Source organism: Dickeya oryzae (assembly GCF_020406815.2).
Taxonomy (GTDB): domain Bacteria; phylum Pseudomonadota; class Gammaproteobacteria; order Enterobacterales; family Enterobacteriaceae; genus Dickeya; species Dickeya oryzae.
Window position 1 is genome coordinate 2,219,645 of the sequence record NZ_CP162670.1, and the last position, 16,977, is coordinate 2,236,621.

Consider the following 16,977-nt stretch of genomic DNA (forward strand, 5'->3'; position numbering starts at 1 on the left):
GGTTCTTGCAACAGGTGGGTATTGTTTTACCGTAGCGTGATACGCCAGGTCAGGCGGCCTGCTTTTTCAGCAGACTGAGAATGAACAGCAGTGATGCGCATAGCACAACGGAAGGTCCAGCCGGTGTATTCGCTTCGGCCGAGAAGGCAAGCCCTCCCGTAACAGCCAGAATACCCGCGCCCATCGCGCAGAGTGCCATCTGTTCCGGTGTGCGAGAGAATCGGCGTGCGGTAGCGGCGGGAATAATCAACAGTGATGTGATGATCAGCGCACCGACAAATTTCATCGCCAGCCCGATGGTTAATGCTGTGACCAGCATCAGAATCAGTTTGGTGCGGGCGATAGCTACACCGTCAACGTGCGCCAGTTCAGGGCTGACGGTCATGGAGAGTAGTGCCTGCCATTGCCACCCCAGTACACCAAGCACCAGCAGTACACCGGGGCCTATTAGCCACAAATCTTCACTGGTAACGGCCAACAGGTCACCAAACAAATACGCCATCAGATCGACGCGGACATTATTCATCAGGCTGACGACTACCAGACCTAGCGACAGTGCGCTGTGTGCCATGATGCCAAGCAGGGTATCAATGGCCAGTCCGGGGCGTCGTTCCAGCCAGACCAGCCCTACCGCCAGTAACAGGGTAATGGCGATCACGGCATAGAACAGGTTAACACCCAACAGTAACCCCAGTGCGACGCCGAGTAATGAAGCATGGGCGAGGGTATCGCCAAAATAGGACATGCGGCGCCACACGACAAAGGAACCCAGCGGCCCTGCCGCCACAGCCAGACATACCCCTGCCAGCCAGCCGGGCAACAACAACTCGATCATGCGTTATTACCATCCTGTCGTTTTAAAATAATTTTTCCGTTCAGATCGTGACGGTGATTGTGATGATGGCGGTAAATAGCCAGTTGTCCGGCACCACGGTGGCCGAACATGGCTAAAAATTCCGGGTGTAGCGACACGACTTCCGGCGTGCCTGAACAACAAATATGTTGATTAAGACACAGGACCTCATCGGTTTTCGCCATCACCAGATGCAGGTCGTGGGAAACCATCAATACACCGCATCGGTATTCTTGTCGCAACTGGTTAATCAACTCATACAACGCCAACTGCCCATTGACGTCGACACCTTGCGTGGGTTCATCCAGCACCAGCAGTTGCGGACGGGCGAGAATCGCGCGCGCCAACAAAACTCGCTGGGTTTCACCACCCGAGAGCTTTTGCATCGGTTGTTCTAGCAGATGACCGGCCTGCACGCGTTTTAATGCCGGCATAATATCTTGCTTATTCACCCCTGGGCGTAATTGCATAAAGCGTTTGACCGTCAAGGGCAGGGTCGGGTCCAGATGCAGTTTTTGCGGTACATAGCCAATGCAAAGACCCGCAGACCGTGTCAGCTTACCGTGGGTGGGAGGCTGCAAACCCAGTACAACCCGTACCAGCGTGGATTTCCCCGCGCCATTCGGTCCAAGCAGCGTCAGAATACGACCAGCCTGCAATGTGAAAGAAATATCATTGAGTACAGATTTGTTGCCAAACTGCACGCCAATATTTTCCAGTGAAACCAGCGTTGACATAGAATTCTGTTTGCAGAGGGGGTGTGACGTTATAATATAACGCGTTTTTGTTAATAAATCGACGGATGATTGGGAATGTTGCGAGTCACTCATTATAAATGGCTAAACGCTGTGCTGGCCACCGGTGCATTATTGGCGTCTCTGGCTACCATGTCGACGGCCTGTGCCGCTGTGGTTACGTCTATTCGCCCGCTGGCATTTATTGCCGCCGCTGTTGCAGACGGTGTGACACCGACGGAAGTAATGCTACCGGACGGCGCATCGCCGCATGATTATGCACTACGTCCGTCTGATATACAGCGCCTTAAATCGGCGCAACTGGTCATCTGGGTCGGGCCGGAAATGGAAGCCTTTCTGTCTAAAGCGTTACAGCCGTTACCGGCAGAGCGGCAAATCGCGTTAAGTCAGCAACCGGCAATCCGCACGCTATTGTTACAAGAATCACATCCTGAGCATGCGGCAGCAGAAAATGATACGCATCATGACGCTGATCATGACAATCACGCCAGCCACGAGCATGATCACGGTAATGAGCCTGAAAATCATCAGGATAGCGATGATGATGGGCATCATCATGGCGAGTTTAATATGCATATCTGGCTGTCGCCGGAAATGGCGCAGGCATCAGCCATTGCGATTCATGCAAAATTAGTGGAACTCATGCCGCAGAATAAAGACAAACTGGATGCAAATCTGCGTAAATTCACTGAGAAACTTGCACAGACAGATAAAAATATTGTTAATATGCTGACGCCTGTGCGCGGCAAAGGGTATTTCGTGTTCCACGATGCCTATGGCTACTTCGAACAGCATTACGGGTTGACCCCACTGGGGCATTTTACTATCAACCCGGCGATTGCACCCGGCGCACAGCGTTTAAACCAAATACGAACACAGTTGGTTGAGCATAAAGCGGTTTGCGTTTTTGCTGAACCACAATTCAGGCCAGCGGTCATCAATGCTGTCGCCAAGGGAACTGACGTGCGCATCGGCGTGCTGGACCCATTGGGAAGTGACATTGCACTGGATCAGGACAGCTATATGCGTTTTCTGTCGCAACTGTCTGAGCAGTATTTGAGCTGCCTGAAGGAAAAATCATGAGGATAGGAATAAGTGCAGCAGATAGTCCGAACTATCGCTCTGGCGTATAACAGCCTGCCCCGACCTCACCGTGTGATGTTGGGGTCACTGACTGTTGTTACATTGGCCGCCGCTGTCTGGCGGCCAATGACATATCCACCAGTCAATGACGCACCTGTTATCGTAAGAGACGCGGAAAGCGAAAAAACGCAAACACAGACCCAGAGCCAGGCTCTGAATCCCCCAGCCAGTGAACCCCTGGATAGTAATCCGTTGCCGCCTGTCGCTGCCCAGCAAACGGCTGCTTCTGCACCAACGACGGATGTTTCCGAAGTTAACAGCGAACCGCTGGATCAACCTTCAACAACGAATGGTATTGCCAGCGACGAGTTGGACGACAAAGACTCTGATAATACACATGAGTACGTTGTTTCTACCGGTGACACACTGAGCAGTATTCTGACCCAGTATGGCATCGATATGTCCGATATTGCTGCACTGGCTGACAAGAATGCGGCGCTGCGCAATTTGAAGATTGGTCAGCAATTGAGCTGGACGCTGGATGCCGATGGCGCACTACAAACGCTGACCTGGCAAGTCTCCCGACGTGAAAGCCGCACGTATACCCGCAGCGGCGACATATTCCGTGAGGAAATCGAAAACGTTGAGGGCGACTGGCAAAACAAAGTGCTGACCGGACGGCTCGACGGTAGCTTTGCCAGCAGCGCGCAGGCTGCCGGGTTGACCAGTAGCGAAGTGCGCGAAGTGATTCGTGCGTTACAATGGCAATTGGATTTCCGCAAGTTGCGTAAAGACGATAGCTTTGCTGTGCTGATTTCCCGAGAAATCCTGGATGGTCACAGCGAACAAAGTGAATTGCAGGGCGTTCGCTTGCGTACCGGCGGGAAAAATTACTATGCGTTCCGCGCTGAAGACGGCAAATTCTACGACCGGGAAGGTTCAGGGCTGACCAGAGGATTCCTGCGCTTCCCAACCATGAAGCAGTTCAAGGTATCCTCTAATTTCAATCCACGTCGTCTCAATCCGGTCACCGGCCGTATTGCGCCGCATCGTGGCGTCGACTTCTCCATGCCGGTAGGTACCCCTGTTCTGGCCGTGGGTGATGGTGAAGTGGTTGTGGCGGAGCGGGATAGCGAAGCCGGCAATTTTGTGGCTTTGCGTCACGGGCGGCAGTATACCACCCGCTATATGCACATGACCCGTTTGCTGGTGAAGCCGGGGCAGAAGGTGAAACGCGGCGACCGAATTGGGTTATCCGGCAATACCGGGCGCTCAACCGGCCCGCATCTGCATTATGAACTGTGGATTAATCAGCAGGCGGTCAACCCGCTCACGGCGAAATTGCCACGCTCTGAGGGCCTGATGGGTAAAGAACGTCGTGATTATCTGGCGCATGTACGCGAAGTTCTGCCTCAACTGCAACTGGATTGAGTGTCGTTGTGGATGATCGACAGCCGGCAGTCAACGCTGCCGGCTGTTTTTTTATCGCGTACGGGCAAATGTCAGGCCAGTGCGTGTTCAATTGCAAAACATCGGGTAGCGATTATCATTAACCCGATTTTGTGATGAAGAGTGGTTGCATGGAACAAGAAAAGAAAGAAAGAAAAACCAACGCTGAATTCATTCCACAGTTTACGTCGGCTTTTTTGCATCCGCGTTACTGGGGAATTTGGCTGGTGGTCGGGGTGATGGCGCTGCTGGTATGTATTCCAGCTCGTCTGCGCGATCCTATCCTGGGGACGCTAGGTCGGTGGGTAGGGCGATTGTCTAAAGGTGCCAGACGGCGCGCACGCATCAATTTGTTGTTATGCATGCCGCAACTGACGGAAAGTGAACGCGAGCATATTATCGATCAAATGTTTGCGACCGCGCCGCAAGCGATGTTGATGATGGTGGAGCTGGCGATATTACCGGCTAGCCGCGCTTATCGTCGTGTTCGCTGGCATGGTATGGAGATTGTCGATGCGTTGCGGGAGCAGCAGCGTAATATTATTTTCATGGTGCCACATGGCTGGGCTGTCGATATCCCAGCGATGCTGATGAGCTGGCAAGGTCAGAAAATGGCGGCCATGATGCACAATCAGAAAAACCCGCTACAGGATTATTTGTGGAATACCTTGCGCCGTCGTTTTGGTGGTCGTCTGCATACCCGTAATGATGGAATCAAGCCGTTTATTGGTTCGGTGCGCGAAGGGTATTGGGGGTACTATCTGCCAGATCAGGATCATGGCGCGGAGCATAGCGAGTTTGTCGATTTCTTTGCGACCTATAAAGCGACACTCCCTGCTATTGGCCGTTTGATGAAGGTCTGCCGGGCTGAAATCGTACCGCTGTTTCCGGTCTATAACGGCAAAACGTCACAACTGGATATCTACATTCGCCCGCCAATGAGCGACATTAGTGGTGCGGACGATCATACTATCGCCCGTCGTATGAATGAAGAAGTTGAGCATCTGGTGACGCCGAATCCTGAGCAGTACACCTGGATTCTGAAGCTGTTGAAAACCCGCAAACCGGGGGAAACTGAGCCCTATTTGCGCAAAGATTTGTACCCGCGCAAGAAATAAATCACCCGTGGGTTAAGAGCACAACCAATAAGGGCGATACCACAAGTATCGCCCTTATTGGTTTTTACCGGGTATAGGTTGTCTTATCTGCGTTTTTAATATGCTATTTTTGTGTTGTGTACTCAACACGTAGGTGTCCGGTACATAAGACTCGACAGTAAATACATAATCTGTAACAGTTAACCTCTGCTTAATTTAATAACTGCTGGAACTTATAAAGAAATTTAAAAATAGCGTTGAATGTCGCACTTTTTTTCTCAGACTATTCCATATTCTTTTTATTATCGCTTTTGATTTAATAACCCCAGAAGCCGCTCTGTTATGACTTCAACCGTTAGCCACCATAAATAATGCGAGATTGCTTATTTAATTCCGGCTAATAAAAAAATTTCTGCTGAAGGATTTCAACCATGAATCTGAAACCACTGTTTTTAGGCGTTTTACTGGCAACGACTTATGTAACTGCCAACGCAGCGACCACCACGGTGGAAAAAAGCGCAACTAACGCCACGGCAGCCAGTACGACACCCGCATCGGCGGAATCTTCACTGGGTAAGGCGGTGGATAAAGTCAATACGGACGCAGCCAAACGGGCAGAGCTTGACGCATCGGCCGTAAAAGCCAATGCCAGTGGGGATGCAACCATAAAACCTGAAAAGGCCACGGCACAAACACAAACGAAAGCTGAAGAGAAGTCAGCGAAGAAGGTGGTGAAAAAACATCATACTGATAGCGCTAATACCAGGGAAAAAACGAAAGCCAGTACCGGAGAAAAACAGGACGACATAAAAAATACCACCACGAATGCCCAATAAAACGTCCGTTAGTCAATAAACAATAAGATGAACATCGCGCAATAATAAAAGAAACAGTAGTATTGGCGCAGATGGCAATAATTTACCGGTCAGGAAATAGCGATAGGTGTTATGGCAATGAAGTCCAATTTGCCAGATAACCAGAACGCTATTCCTGACCGGCGTTATATCCCAAATAATTCGAGTAGTGCAGCCACACACCTGCAGCTCGACGTGTGAAGGGTATATATCCCTTTTGGATGAAAGGTTGGTTTTTATGAATAAATCACTTTTATGTCTTGCGTTACTGACTGCACATATTCCTTTTTCCCTGGCGGAGAGTTGTCGCGCCAATCTGTCCGGTGGTCAGGATTGTCGCTATAACGACGGCTCTACATCGACCAGTCGTACTAATCTATCGGGGGGATTTGATACCCATTACAGTGATGGGCGAAGTAGTACCAGCCGGGCTAATCTGGCAGGTGGCTACGATACCCACTTTAGTGACGGTACCAGTAGCACCAGTCGTGCAAATCGCTCTGGTGGGTTGGATACCCATTACAGTGATGGTTCAAGCAGTACCAGTCGTAGCAATCTTTCCGGTGGTTATGACGTGTATTACAGCAACGGACAGGTCAAACGTAGCCGCGCCAATCTCTCTGGTGGGCTGGATAGCGAGCCTGTGGCGGGGGCGCGTTAGCCCGACGTGGATCAGGCAAAAAGCGAACGCAGGGCAGAGGGTACCACTGGTGAATGAGTAAACAAATGGGGCAGCGTCAGCTGCCCCATTTGTTACTACCTAAGATGCACGATAGTGCGATTACCGGATATCACCGGCGTTGCCTGGCGGCGGTTATTCAACCCGCAGTACGCGCACAGTATTAGTGGTTCCGACCGTTCCCATCACGTCCCCTTGGGTCACGATAACCAGATCGCCGGAGACCAGGAAGCCTTTGTCACGCAGCAGCAGTACCGCATCATTAGCCGCAGCGACGCCATCGGTATAGCTGGTGAACTGCACCGGAGTGACACCACGGTACAAGGCAGTCAGGTTAAGGGTATGCTCATGACGCGACATAGCGAAAATCGGCAAGCCTGAACTGATACGAGACATCATCAGCGCGGTGCGGCCGGATTCGGTCATGGCGATAATCGCGGTAACACCGTTAAGGTGGTTGGCCGCATACATAGCGGACATGGCGATCGACTCTTCCACGTTATCGAACTGCACGTCAAGGCGATGTTTGGAGACATTAATGCTGGGGATTTTTTCTGCGCCCAGACACACTTTAGCCATAGCGGCAACCGTCTCGGCTGGGTACTGACCCGCTGCGGTTTCTGCAGAGAGCATCACGGCATCGGTGCCGTCGAGTACGGCGTTGGCGACGTCCATCACTTCCGCGCGGGTTGGCATCGGATTGGTGATCATCGACTCCATCATCTGTGTTGCCGTAATAACGGCACGGTTCAACTGACGAGCACGGCGAATCAGTTTTTTCTGGATACCGACCAGTTCCGGGTCGCCGATTTCTACGCCCAGATCACCACGAGCAACCATGACCACATCAGAAGCAAGGATAATGTCGTCCATCGCTTCATCCGTTGATACGGCTTCTGCACGTTCTACTTTCGACACAATTTTGGCGTTGCTGCCAGCTTCGCGAGCCAGACGACGGGCATAGTGCAGGTCTTCGCCAGTACGAGGGAAGGAAACAGCCAGGAAATCTACACCGATTTTGGCCGCAGTAACGATGTCCGCTTTATCTTTTTCTGTTAACGCTTCCGCCGACAGGCCACCACCGAGTTTGTTGATGCCTTTGTTGTTAGACAACGGGCCGCCGACAGTGACTTCGGTGAACACTTTCATGCCATCGACTGCCAGTACTTTTAACTGCACACGGCCATCATCCAGCAGCAGAATATCGCCTGGAACCACATCGTTGGGTAACCCTTTATAGTCGATACCCACTCTCTCTTTGTCGCCTTCGCCTTTTTCCAGGTTGGCATCCAGCAGGAACTTGTCGCCGACATTCAGGAAAATTTTCCCTTCTTTGAAGGTCGATACACGAATTTTGGGCCCCTGAAGATCACCCAGAATGGCAACATGGCGGCCAAGTTTAGCTGCGATTTCGCGAACTTTGTCGGCCCGCAGAAGGTGGTCTTCCGGCGTGCCGTGAGAAAAGTTCAGGCGGACTACGTTTGCGCCTGCGGCAATGATCTTTTCCAGATTATTGTCGCGGTCCGTAGCCGGCCCCAGCGTGGTAACGATTTTAGTTCTTCTGAGCCGTCTGGACATGTATAACTCCGTTGACTGGTGAAGCTGTTGTAATGTGGTAATGCCGTCAGGCGAGGGCACGGTATAGCGCCGTTTTTGCCGCTCTGCACTGTCCGGATGCCGCGCCTGTAGTTATGATTGGGTGACAGGTTGGTCTTATCATCGATATCACACCTTGCCACCCGATGTTGATGTTATAGCATAATTAGTTAAACGGGTTGCTGAATCGTTCTTCCTTATCAAATCTCGATTCGCGTAATGCTTCCTTGACCCGCTTCAAGTTATCGCGGAATTTTGCACCGCGCCGCAGAGTAAAACCGGTTGCCAGCACATCGATCAGTGTCAACTGTGCGATACGCGACACCATCGGCATATAAACATCGGTATCTTCCGGGACATCAACCTGCAAGACCAGCGAGGCTTCGCGAGAAAGCGGGGAACCTTCCGAGGTAATGGCGATCACAGTCGCGTCGTTTTCCCGCGCCAGCCGTGCCATCTCCACCAGGCTTTTCGTGCGCCCGGTGTGGGAAATCAGCACCACCACGTCGCCCTCGCCAGAGTTCATACAGCTCATACGCTGCATAACCAGGTCGTCAAAGTAAACCACGGGAATATTGAAGCGAAAAAACTTGTTCATGGCATCGTGGGCTACCGCCGCCGAGGCACCAAACCCGAAGAAGGAAATCTTGCGCGCCTGAGTAAGTAGATCTACCGCACGGTTGATGGCCTGGATATCCAGAGATGATTTCACCTGTTCCAGCGCAGCCATGGTGGATTCGAAAATCTTGCTGGTGTAAGACTCTACCGAGTCGTCTTCCTCTACGTTGCGGTTCACGTAAGGCGTACCATTAGCCAGACTTTGCGCCAGATGCAGTTTAAAATCGGGAAAGCCTTTGGTGTCCAGACGACGGCAGAAGCGGTTAACGGTAGGCTCGCTGACCTCAGCCACACCGGCCAGAGTGGCGATACTGGAGTGGATGGCTGTCTGTGGTGAGGCAAGAATAACCTCCGCCACCTTTCGTTCTGACTTGCTCAACAGCTCCAGATGACTCTGGATTTTTTCCAGCATATTCATATGACAACGACCATCTATGGTATTTTGGATTTCAGCCAAAGGTGAAACCGATGCGGATTTTGTGAAATATACTACGAGCCCGCTACGGTTGGCAGAGGTGGACACACCCAGTCATCGGCTTTTTTTGTCAGAACATGATGTGTGTCTAACTTTCAGAACGGTAACTGGCTGTCAGAAACGATGGAAAATTTCTCTTTTAGGCGGATGCCAGACTCGTTTCCTTCATCGGCACAACAGGTTCTGAGGCCTTATGGTATCAGAATCAGTCGATAATGTGGTTTTCTTACGGGTTTACTGGCTTGCGTCAAAAAGAGTACATTATTGATGTAATAAAATTACAGCGTCCTGCAATGAGGAGATTGAAAATGGCGGTAACGTCAACAGCCCAGGCGTGTGACCTGGTTATTTTCGGTGCGAAGGGCGATCTTGCGCGCCGTAAATTGCTGCCTTCACTGTATCAACTGGAAAAAGCAGGCCATATTCATCCAGAAACCCGCATCATCGGTGTCGGGCGTGCGGCGTGGGACCGCGACACGTATGTCGGCGTGGTGCGCGAAGCGCTGGAAACCTTTCTCAAAGAGCCGCTTGATGCTGCGTTATGGGCAACATTGAGCAGCCGCCTCGACTTCTGCAACCTTGATGTGGAAGACACCGAGGGGTTCAGTCGGCTGGGAACGATGCTCGACCAGCAAAATCGTACCACCATCAACTATTTCGCTATGCCGCCCAGCACATTCGGCGCTATCTGCCGTGGTTTGGGGAAAGCGGGTCTTAACAAAGAACCCGCCCGTGTGGTGATGGAAAAGCCGCTGGGTACCGATCTGGCATCCTCCCGGGTTATTAACAATCAGGTGGCGGAGTTCTTTAACGAGTGCCAGGTCTACCGGATCGACCACTACCTTGGTAAAGAAACTGTGCTGAATTTGCTGGCGCTGCGTTTTGCCAACTCCCTGTTCGCCAACAACTGGGATAACCGCACTATCGATCACGTACAGATTACTGTGGCCGAAGAAGTGGGGATTGAAGGGCGCTGGGGGTATTTCGACAAAGCAGGCCAGATGCGCGACATGATCCAAAACCATCTGTTGCAAATTCTGACCATGATTGCCATGTCGCCGCCAGCGGACCTGAGCACTGATCGTATCCGCGATGAAAAGGTGAAAGTGCTGCGTTCATTGCGCCGTATCGATCGCTCCAATGTGCATGACTTAACCGTGCGTGGTCAGTACACCAGCGGCTTTGTGCAGGGCAAAAAAGTACCTGGCTACCTGGAAGAAGAGGGTGCCAACAAGGCTAGCAATACCGAAACGTTTGTCGCGATTCGTGTTGATATCGACGACTGGCGTTGGTCCGGCGTACCGTTCTATTTGCGCACCGGCAAGCGTTTGCCGTCGAAATGTTCAGAAGTGGTGGTTTACTTTAAAAACCCGGCACTCAATTTGTTCCATGACTCCTACCAGCAGTTACCACAGAACAAATTGATCATTCGCCTGCAACCGGATGAAGGGGTCGAAATTCAGATCCTCAACAAGATCCCAGGGTTGGATCACAAGCATCGGTTGCAGACCACCAAGCTCGACCTGAGTTTCTCCGAAACCTTTAATCAGCAGCATCTGGCGGATGCCTACGAGCGGTTGTTGCTGGAAAGTATGCGCGGCATTCAGGCGCTGTTTGTGCGTCGTGACGAGGTGGAAGAAGCCTGGAAATGGGTAGACTCCATTATGGATGCCTGGGCAATGGACAATGATTCTCCCAAGCCTTATCAGGCCGGGACCTGGGGACCGGTGGCATCTGTCGCCATGATTACCCGTGATGGGCGGTCCTGGAACGAAGTGGAGTAACGCGGTTTTGCACTGCCGAAAGGCGGAGTGAGGCCGTTAGCATTTTTTTGGCTGACGGTGCGGTCGGACATCCGTGGGTAACTGCGGATCCCTGTGGCAGGGGCGCGCCAGATATTAATCAATGCCCGTTGGGCATGACTGGAGATTACCCTCGATGAAAAACTGGAAAACCAGTGCGGAACAGATTCTGACAGCCGGTCCGGTTGTTCCTGTTATTGTGATTAACAAACTGGAACACGCGGTACCGATGGCGAAAGCCCTGGTAGCGGGTGGCATTCGTGTCCTGGAGTTGACGTTGCGTACCGACTGCGCGGTAGAGGCTATTCGCCTGATCGCACAGGAAGTGCCGGACGCTATCGTTGGCGCAGGTACCGTTACCAACCCACAGCAGCTGGCGGAAGTGACCGCAGCGGGTGCGCAGTTTGCCATCAGCCCCGGCCTGACCGAACCGTTATTGAAAGCAGCAACAGAAGGCACTATTCCGTTGATCCCTGGGATCAGCACCGTGTCTGAGCTGATGTTGGGGATGGACTACGGATTACGTGAGTTTAAATTCTTCCCGGCTGAAGCGAATGGCGGTGTGAAGGCATTGCAGGCGATTGCCGGTCCGTTTGGCAAAATTCGCTTCTGCCCAACTGGCGGTATCTCACTGAAGAATTATCGTGAATATCTGGCGCTGAAAAGCGTGCTGTGTGTTGGTGGTTCCTGGCTGGTGCCTGCTGATGCGCTGGAAAGTGGTGACTACGACCGTATCACCGCGCTGGCGCGTGAAGCCGTTGCTGGCGCAACAGCCTGATAGCGTTATCCCTTTCTTCATATCAAAAAGCCCGCATCGCGGGCTTTTTTTGCATTCTGAATCGACGGGCCGACAGGCTGGCCTTATCGCAGGTCTCAGCCGCTTACACTGACGGCTGATGCACAGGATTTTGCCAGGTCTACTGCTGCGTCTGTACTGTCGGCTGTCGCCAGCGCGACTCCCATACGGCGGCGCCCGCTGATGTCTGGCTTGCCGAAGAGGCGAATCTGGGTATGCGGTTTCAGAGCCTGTTCCAGGCCTTGATAGCGCACATCATTGCTGGTCAGCTCTGGCAGGATAACCGCCGAAGCGGATGGTCCATACTGGCGGATAGCGCCGATCGGCAAGCCGAGAAAAGCGCGGACATGCAAAGCGAACTCGGACAGATCTTGTGAAATGAGCGTCACCATACCGGTATCATGCGGGCGTGGCGAAACTTCACTGAAAATGACGTCATCGCCGCAAATAAACAGCTCCACGCCAAACAAACCGAACCCGCCCAGCGCTTTTACTACGTTGCCGGCAATCTCTTTAGCTCGCGACAACGCCAGGTCGCTCATGTGCTGTGGCTGCCAGGATTCACGGTAATCGCCGTCTTCCTGACGGTGGCCGATAGGGTCACAGAAGTGCAGGCCGTCGGCGGCATGGATGGTCAATAATGTGATTTCGAAATCGAACTTCACCAGACCTTCGACAATCACTTTTCCACCACCGGCCCGGCCGCCTTCCTGAGCGTAGCGCCAAGCGTGATCCAATTGCTCCGGTGAACGAATAAGGCTCTGGCCTTTCCCTGAGGAACTCATGACGGGTTTGACGATGCAGGGAAAACCTAATTCCTGAGCAGCCTGACGAAATGCCGCTTCGTCGGCGGCAAAACGATAGCTGGATGTGGGTAACCCCAGCGTTTCTGCTGCCAACCGACGGATACCTTCGCGATTCATGGTCAGGCGGGTGGCTTCAGCGCAAGGCACGACTCGCTGCCCTTGCTGTTCCAGAGCGACCAGCATATCAGTGGCGATAGCTTCGATCTCCGGCACGATATAGTCCGGGCGTTCCTGTAACACCAGCTGTTTTAATGCGTCGCCGTCCAGCATATTGATGACATGGCTGCGGTGAGCGACTTGCATCGCTGGGGCATCAGCATAGCGATCAACCGCAATCACCTCGATTCCCAAACGCTGACACTCAATCGCTACTTCTTTTCCCAGTTCACCGGAACCTAGCAGCATAACGCGAGTGGCGCCGGGACGCAGGGCTGTTCCCATTGTTAACATAACCTGATACCTGATGGTGTTGTGAAAAGAGGGGGTAAAAACGGGCGGACTATAGCCCGAACGTGGCCGCAGTATAAACGAAAACGTTTGCGTTTGGCATCACTCGCGTACTGGTACGCAAAAGCGAGTGAAAATCCGTGCAGATCTCGGTACGAGCTGGATTCCCCTGCTGATTCATGACAGGCTTTGGGCATTTGCTGTTGCCCCATGGCTGGCGTGCCAGTGTGGGGCAGCGGTAAGGCAGAGTCTGACAAATGAATGGAAAGGAGTGATGTGCATGAGCGCGCCGCAAGCCGAAAAACGCCCGCATAAGATGACAATGCATGGTGATACCCGTATCGATAACTACTATTGGCTGCGGGATGATGAACGCAACAATCCGGATGTGCTGGCCTGGTTACAGCAAGAGAATCGCTATTGCGAACAGGTGATGGCACCTCATGAGGCTCTGCGTCGAACGTTGTACGAGGAAATGGTGGCGCGTATCCCCGGTGAAGATGTCTCGGTGCCTTATGTCAAACGCGGCTACCGCTACCAAAGTCGTTATGAACCCGGCAAAGATTACGCTATCTATCAGCGTCAAGCTGAGCAGGAAACGGGGGCCGATACCTGGCAGATCTTGCTGGATGGCAATCAACGGGCGGCTGGCAGCGAGTTCTACAGCCTTGGTGCGTTGGGGGTGAGCCCGGATAACCGACTGATGAGCGTGGCAGAAGACTTGCTCTCTCGTCGGCAGTATGTGGTGACGTTTCAGGACCTGACCACCGGTGAGTGGCTGGATGATCGGCTGGAGAATGTGTCTGCCGGTAGTGAGTGGGCGGCAGACTCTCGCACGCTTTATTATGTGCGTAAACACCCGCAGACGTTGCTGCCTTATCAGGTGTATCGCCATCGGTTGGGCGATGATCCGCAGCAGGATGAGTTGGTGTATGAAGAAACAGATGACACATTTTATCTCAGCCTGGATAAAACTACCTCCGAGCGCTATATCCTGCTCTATCTGGATAGTACTACCAGTACTGAAATTCTGTTGCTGGATGCGACTGACCCACAGGCAAAACCGCAGGTGTTTTTACCACGACGGCCGGATCACGAGTATGTGATTGACCATTTTCGTGATGATTTTTATGTTCGTTCCAACAAAGACGGCAAAACCTTCGGTTTTTATCGTGCTCACGATGCCAGCGAATCAACATGGCAGCCCTTGATCAACCCACGCCCGGATTGTGTGCTGGAAGGGTTTGCACTGTTTGATGACTGGTACGTGGTTGAAGAGCGTGAACGCGGACTGACCCAGATCCGCTATATTCACTGGCAGACGGCGATTTCTCGCCAGATAGCGTTTAATGATCCGGCCTACGTGAGCTGGCTGAGCTATAACCCAACGCCCGAGAGCACACAACTGCGGTACGGCTATTCTTCAATGACTACGCCGATGACCATCTATGAACTGGATATGGCAACCGGTGTGCAGGCGGTACTCAAACAATCCGCGGTAAAAAATTTTGATGCCGACAATTACCGCAGCGAACGAGTCTGGATAACCGCCCGTGATGGTGAATCGGTACCGGTATCGTTGGTGTATCACAAAGACTGCCAACTGGCGCAAAGCCCATTGCTGGTTTACGGCTACGGTGCGTATGGCAGCAGTATGGATCCAGAGTTCAGTAGCAGTCGTTTAAGTCTACTGGATCGTGGCTTCGTCTATGCGCTGGCGCATATTCGCGGTGGGGGAGAATTGGGGCAGCAATGGCACGATCAGGGACGGCTATTCAACAAGATGAATACCTTTACCGATTTCATCGATGTCACGCAGGCGTTGCTGGCGCAAGGTTATGGCGACCCGAAAAAAACCTTCGCCATGGGGGGCAGCGCCGGTGGTTTACTGATGGGTGCCGTCATCAACATGGCACCTTCACTGTTTTATGGTGTGGTGGCGCAAGTGCCGTTTGTCGATGTACTCACGACCATGTTGGATGAGTCTATTCCGCTCACCACCGGTGAATATGATGAATGGGGTAACCCGAATAACGCGGCTGATTACCAGTACATCAAGCAATATAGCCCTTATGACCGAGTCTCGGCGCAGTGTTACCCCCACTTACTGGTGACCACCGGCCTGCATGACTCACAAGTCCAGTACTGGGAACCGGCCAAATGGGTCGCGAAACTGCGCGAATTGAAAACTGACGATCATCTGTTGTTGTTACACACCGATATGGGGGCGGGTCATGGTGGTAAATCCGGTCGTCTGGCCCAGTTTGAAGACATTGCCCAGGAGTTCACCTTCCTGTTAATGGTGCTTGAAGGTTAGACTGTGCCGAATTAGCACCCCGGCGGGTATAGTGGAGAAAGACGGGCAGCGTGGTTTATTGAGTTCTGGCATCACAATAAACAGTGCCTGAAAAACAGCGCAAAAAAGCGGGAAGCCAGACAGGGAAAATGTGGGACTGCGATCACCAGGTGTCAGGAGGCAGAGGGTGATCGCAGGATGTTGCCTTAATGGTGCTCTGTTAGGTGAACAACGAAATTTGTGGCAACGCGGTTAGTTTCAGTTAATTTCAGGCTGTGGTTGAGCCCGTTTAGCCCGCTTCTCCGCCCGTTTTTGCTCAGCGGTTTTCAGCGGTTTTTTCTTGGCGTTTTTCTTGCTGTCCATTCCTTTACTCATCTTGTGCCTCGCTTGGTAAAAGGTTGGTTGCCTATCCATTAACCTCCTGTTTGTGGACAGATGCAAGCGAAAAAGTACTTTTGTGGTCATTAAAACGACGGCGCTGACTAGAAAAGACGGCGGAAACCGGTGTGTGAGGACGGGGAATCAGGCGCTATCCATCTGTATTGGATAGCGTTGCTGCTAACTTGCGCTGTTGAATGGAGAGACTATTTACTGTTTGGGTCGTACGGTAAGGTGGAGAACTGGTGGGAGATTCCCCGATAGTAACTGACCCTTTCCCGAAAATAGGACCGCAGGTGTGCAGGTTGTTGCTGCTCGATTTCATCCATGATCACCGGCATGTTATAGCGTTCGCGAAATGCCACGCCGGATGCCGCCAGATCCACATTGACCTTTTCCATTTCTTCATAAGGCAGGTCGGCCAGATTGTATCCCATGATTGCCTCCTCTGTGTTGCGCCACAAAAGTAAAGCAGAAGTGCGGAATTGGCAAATTCTGTTACTCTCCTGACCCTCGACAAAGCAGTGGGTGGCTCGTATTCTTGCCGTTGTTTTGCGTTAACTGAACGTAACAGGAAACTATTAGAAAGGGTAAGACCATGTTGAAGCGTACATTTTTTCCGGCGATGAAGGCAGTTCTGTTCGTAGGAAGCCTGTTTATCTCTCAGGCTGCACTGGCCCATGCCCATCTCAAAAGTCAGACTCCGGCGGCAGACAAGGTAATTGCGGCACAAACAGCACCGTCTTCTCTGACGCTGCTTTTTTCAGAAGATATCGAACCTGCGTTCAGTGGTGTGGAATTGACGCTGGCGGGGCAGGCTGTGTCGGTAGGCAAGGCGACGGTAGAAAATGATCATCATAATGTAATGGTAGTGCCGATTGAAAAGCCGCTAGCCAGTGGTAGCTATCAGGTTTCCTGGCATGTGTTGTCTGTCGATGGTCATAAAACGCAGGGAAGCTATCGTTTTGACGTCAAATAATACGGCAGTGATTG

Annotated in this window: 15 protein-coding genes; 9 read left to right on the forward strand and 6 right to left on the reverse strand. The window is 52.2% G+C overall.

Annotated features, from left to right (window positions below):
- Positions 1-49 precede the first annotated feature (49 nt).
- Both znuB and znuC read right to left on the reverse strand, forming a co-directional pair.
- Entirely contained in the window at positions 50-835 is a 786-nt protein-coding gene (znuB, locus tag LF929_RS09765; protein ID WP_016941249.1) for a zinc ABC transporter permease subunit ZnuB, read from the reverse strand.
- Positions 832-1,590, reverse strand: a complete 759-nt coding sequence (gene znuC / locus LF929_RS09770) for a zinc ABC transporter ATP-binding protein ZnuC (RefSeq protein ID WP_226092569.1) — start codon at positions 1,588-1,590, stop codon at positions 832-834. Before znuC ends, znuB begins: the two co-directional genes overlap by 4 nt.
- 75 nt (positions 1,591-1,665) lie before the next feature.
- Between znuC and znuA the strand changes: the two genes are divergently transcribed.
- From znuA to LF929_RS09795, 5 genes are all read left to right on the forward strand, one after another.
- Positions 1,666-2,691: a zinc ABC transporter substrate-binding protein ZnuA gene (znuA, locus tag LF929_RS09775; RefSeq protein ID WP_226092568.1), complete on the forward strand. Its 1,026-nt coding sequence runs from the start codon at positions 1,666-1,668 to the stop codon at positions 2,689-2,691.
- Positions 2,692-2,703: 12 nt separating this feature from the next.
- Complete coding sequence (gene mepM, locus LF929_RS09780; RefSeq protein WP_038904467.1) at positions 2,704-4,122, forward strand: murein DD-endopeptidase MepM; 1,419 nt, start codon at positions 2,704-2,706, stop codon at positions 4,120-4,122.
- A gap of 149 nt (positions 4,123-4,271) precedes the next feature.
- On the forward strand, positions 4,272-5,258 hold the full coding sequence (gene lpxM, locus LF929_RS09785; protein ID WP_210175690.1) for a lauroyl-Kdo(2)-lipid IV(A) myristoyltransferase: 987 nt from the start codon (positions 4,272-4,274) through the stop codon (positions 5,256-5,258).
- A gap of 410 nt (positions 5,259-5,668) precedes the next feature.
- On the forward strand, positions 5,669-6,073 hold the full coding sequence (locus LF929_RS09790) for a hypothetical protein (protein ID WP_226092567.1): 405 nt from the start codon (positions 5,669-5,671) through the stop codon (positions 6,071-6,073).
- 256 nt (positions 6,074-6,329) lie between these two features.
- Positions 6,330-6,752 (forward strand): hypothetical protein, encoded by a 423-nt coding sequence (locus LF929_RS09795; protein ID WP_038906359.1) that lies wholly within the window; start codon positions 6,330-6,332, stop codon positions 6,750-6,752.
- Between the two features lie 153 nt (positions 6,753-6,905).
- Here LF929_RS09795 and pyk read toward each other — a convergent pair whose 3' ends face one another.
- Positions 6,906-8,348: a pyruvate kinase gene (gene pyk / locus LF929_RS09800; protein ID WP_038904462.1), complete on the reverse strand. Its 1,443-nt coding sequence runs from the start codon at positions 8,346-8,348 to the stop codon at positions 6,906-6,908.
- A 184-nt stretch (positions 8,349-8,532) separates the two neighbouring features.
- Positions 8,533-9,402 (reverse strand): MurR/RpiR family transcriptional regulator, encoded by an 870-nt coding sequence (locus LF929_RS09805; protein ID WP_038904461.1) that lies wholly within the window; start codon positions 9,400-9,402, stop codon positions 8,533-8,535.
- Positions 9,403-9,767: 365 nt separating this feature from the next.
- Between LF929_RS09805 and zwf the strand changes: the two genes are divergently transcribed.
- Positions 9,768-11,243, forward strand: coding sequence for a glucose-6-phosphate dehydrogenase (gene zwf / locus LF929_RS09810; RefSeq protein WP_016941258.1), 1,476 nt, complete (start codon positions 9,768-9,770; stop codon positions 11,241-11,243).
- 154 nt (positions 11,244-11,397) lie between these two features.
- Positions 11,398-12,039, forward strand: a complete 642-nt coding sequence (locus tag LF929_RS09815) for a bifunctional 4-hydroxy-2-oxoglutarate aldolase/2-dehydro-3-deoxy-phosphogluconate aldolase (protein ID WP_016941259.1) — start codon at positions 11,398-11,400, stop codon at positions 12,037-12,039.
- A gap of 95 nt (positions 12,040-12,134) precedes the next feature.
- Here LF929_RS09815 and purT read toward each other — a convergent pair whose 3' ends face one another.
- On the reverse strand, positions 12,135-13,313 hold the full coding sequence (gene purT / locus LF929_RS09820) for a formate-dependent phosphoribosylglycinamide formyltransferase (protein WP_038904460.1): 1,179 nt from the start codon (positions 13,311-13,313) through the stop codon (positions 12,135-12,137).
- A gap of 277 nt (positions 13,314-13,590) precedes the next feature.
- Between purT and LF929_RS09825 the strand changes: the two genes are divergently transcribed.
- Positions 13,591-15,627: a S9 family peptidase gene (locus tag LF929_RS09825; RefSeq protein ID WP_226092566.1), complete on the forward strand. Its 2,037-nt coding sequence runs from the start codon at positions 13,591-13,593 to the stop codon at positions 15,625-15,627.
- Positions 15,628-16,190: 563 nt separating this feature from the next.
- Here LF929_RS09825 and LF929_RS09830 read toward each other — a convergent pair.
- Complete coding sequence (locus LF929_RS09830; RefSeq protein ID WP_038904458.1) at positions 16,191-16,421, reverse strand: DNA polymerase III subunit theta; 231 nt, start codon at positions 16,419-16,421, stop codon at positions 16,191-16,193.
- A gap of 161 nt (positions 16,422-16,582) precedes the next feature.
- Between LF929_RS09830 and copC the strand changes: the two genes are divergently transcribed.
- Positions 16,583-16,963 carry a copper homeostasis periplasmic binding protein CopC gene (gene copC / locus LF929_RS09835; RefSeq protein WP_210175686.1) on the forward strand — a complete coding sequence of 127 codons (381 nt, stop codon included), beginning with the start codon at positions 16,583-16,585 and terminating at the stop codon, positions 16,961-16,963.
- Positions 16,964-16,977 lie beyond the last annotated feature (14 nt).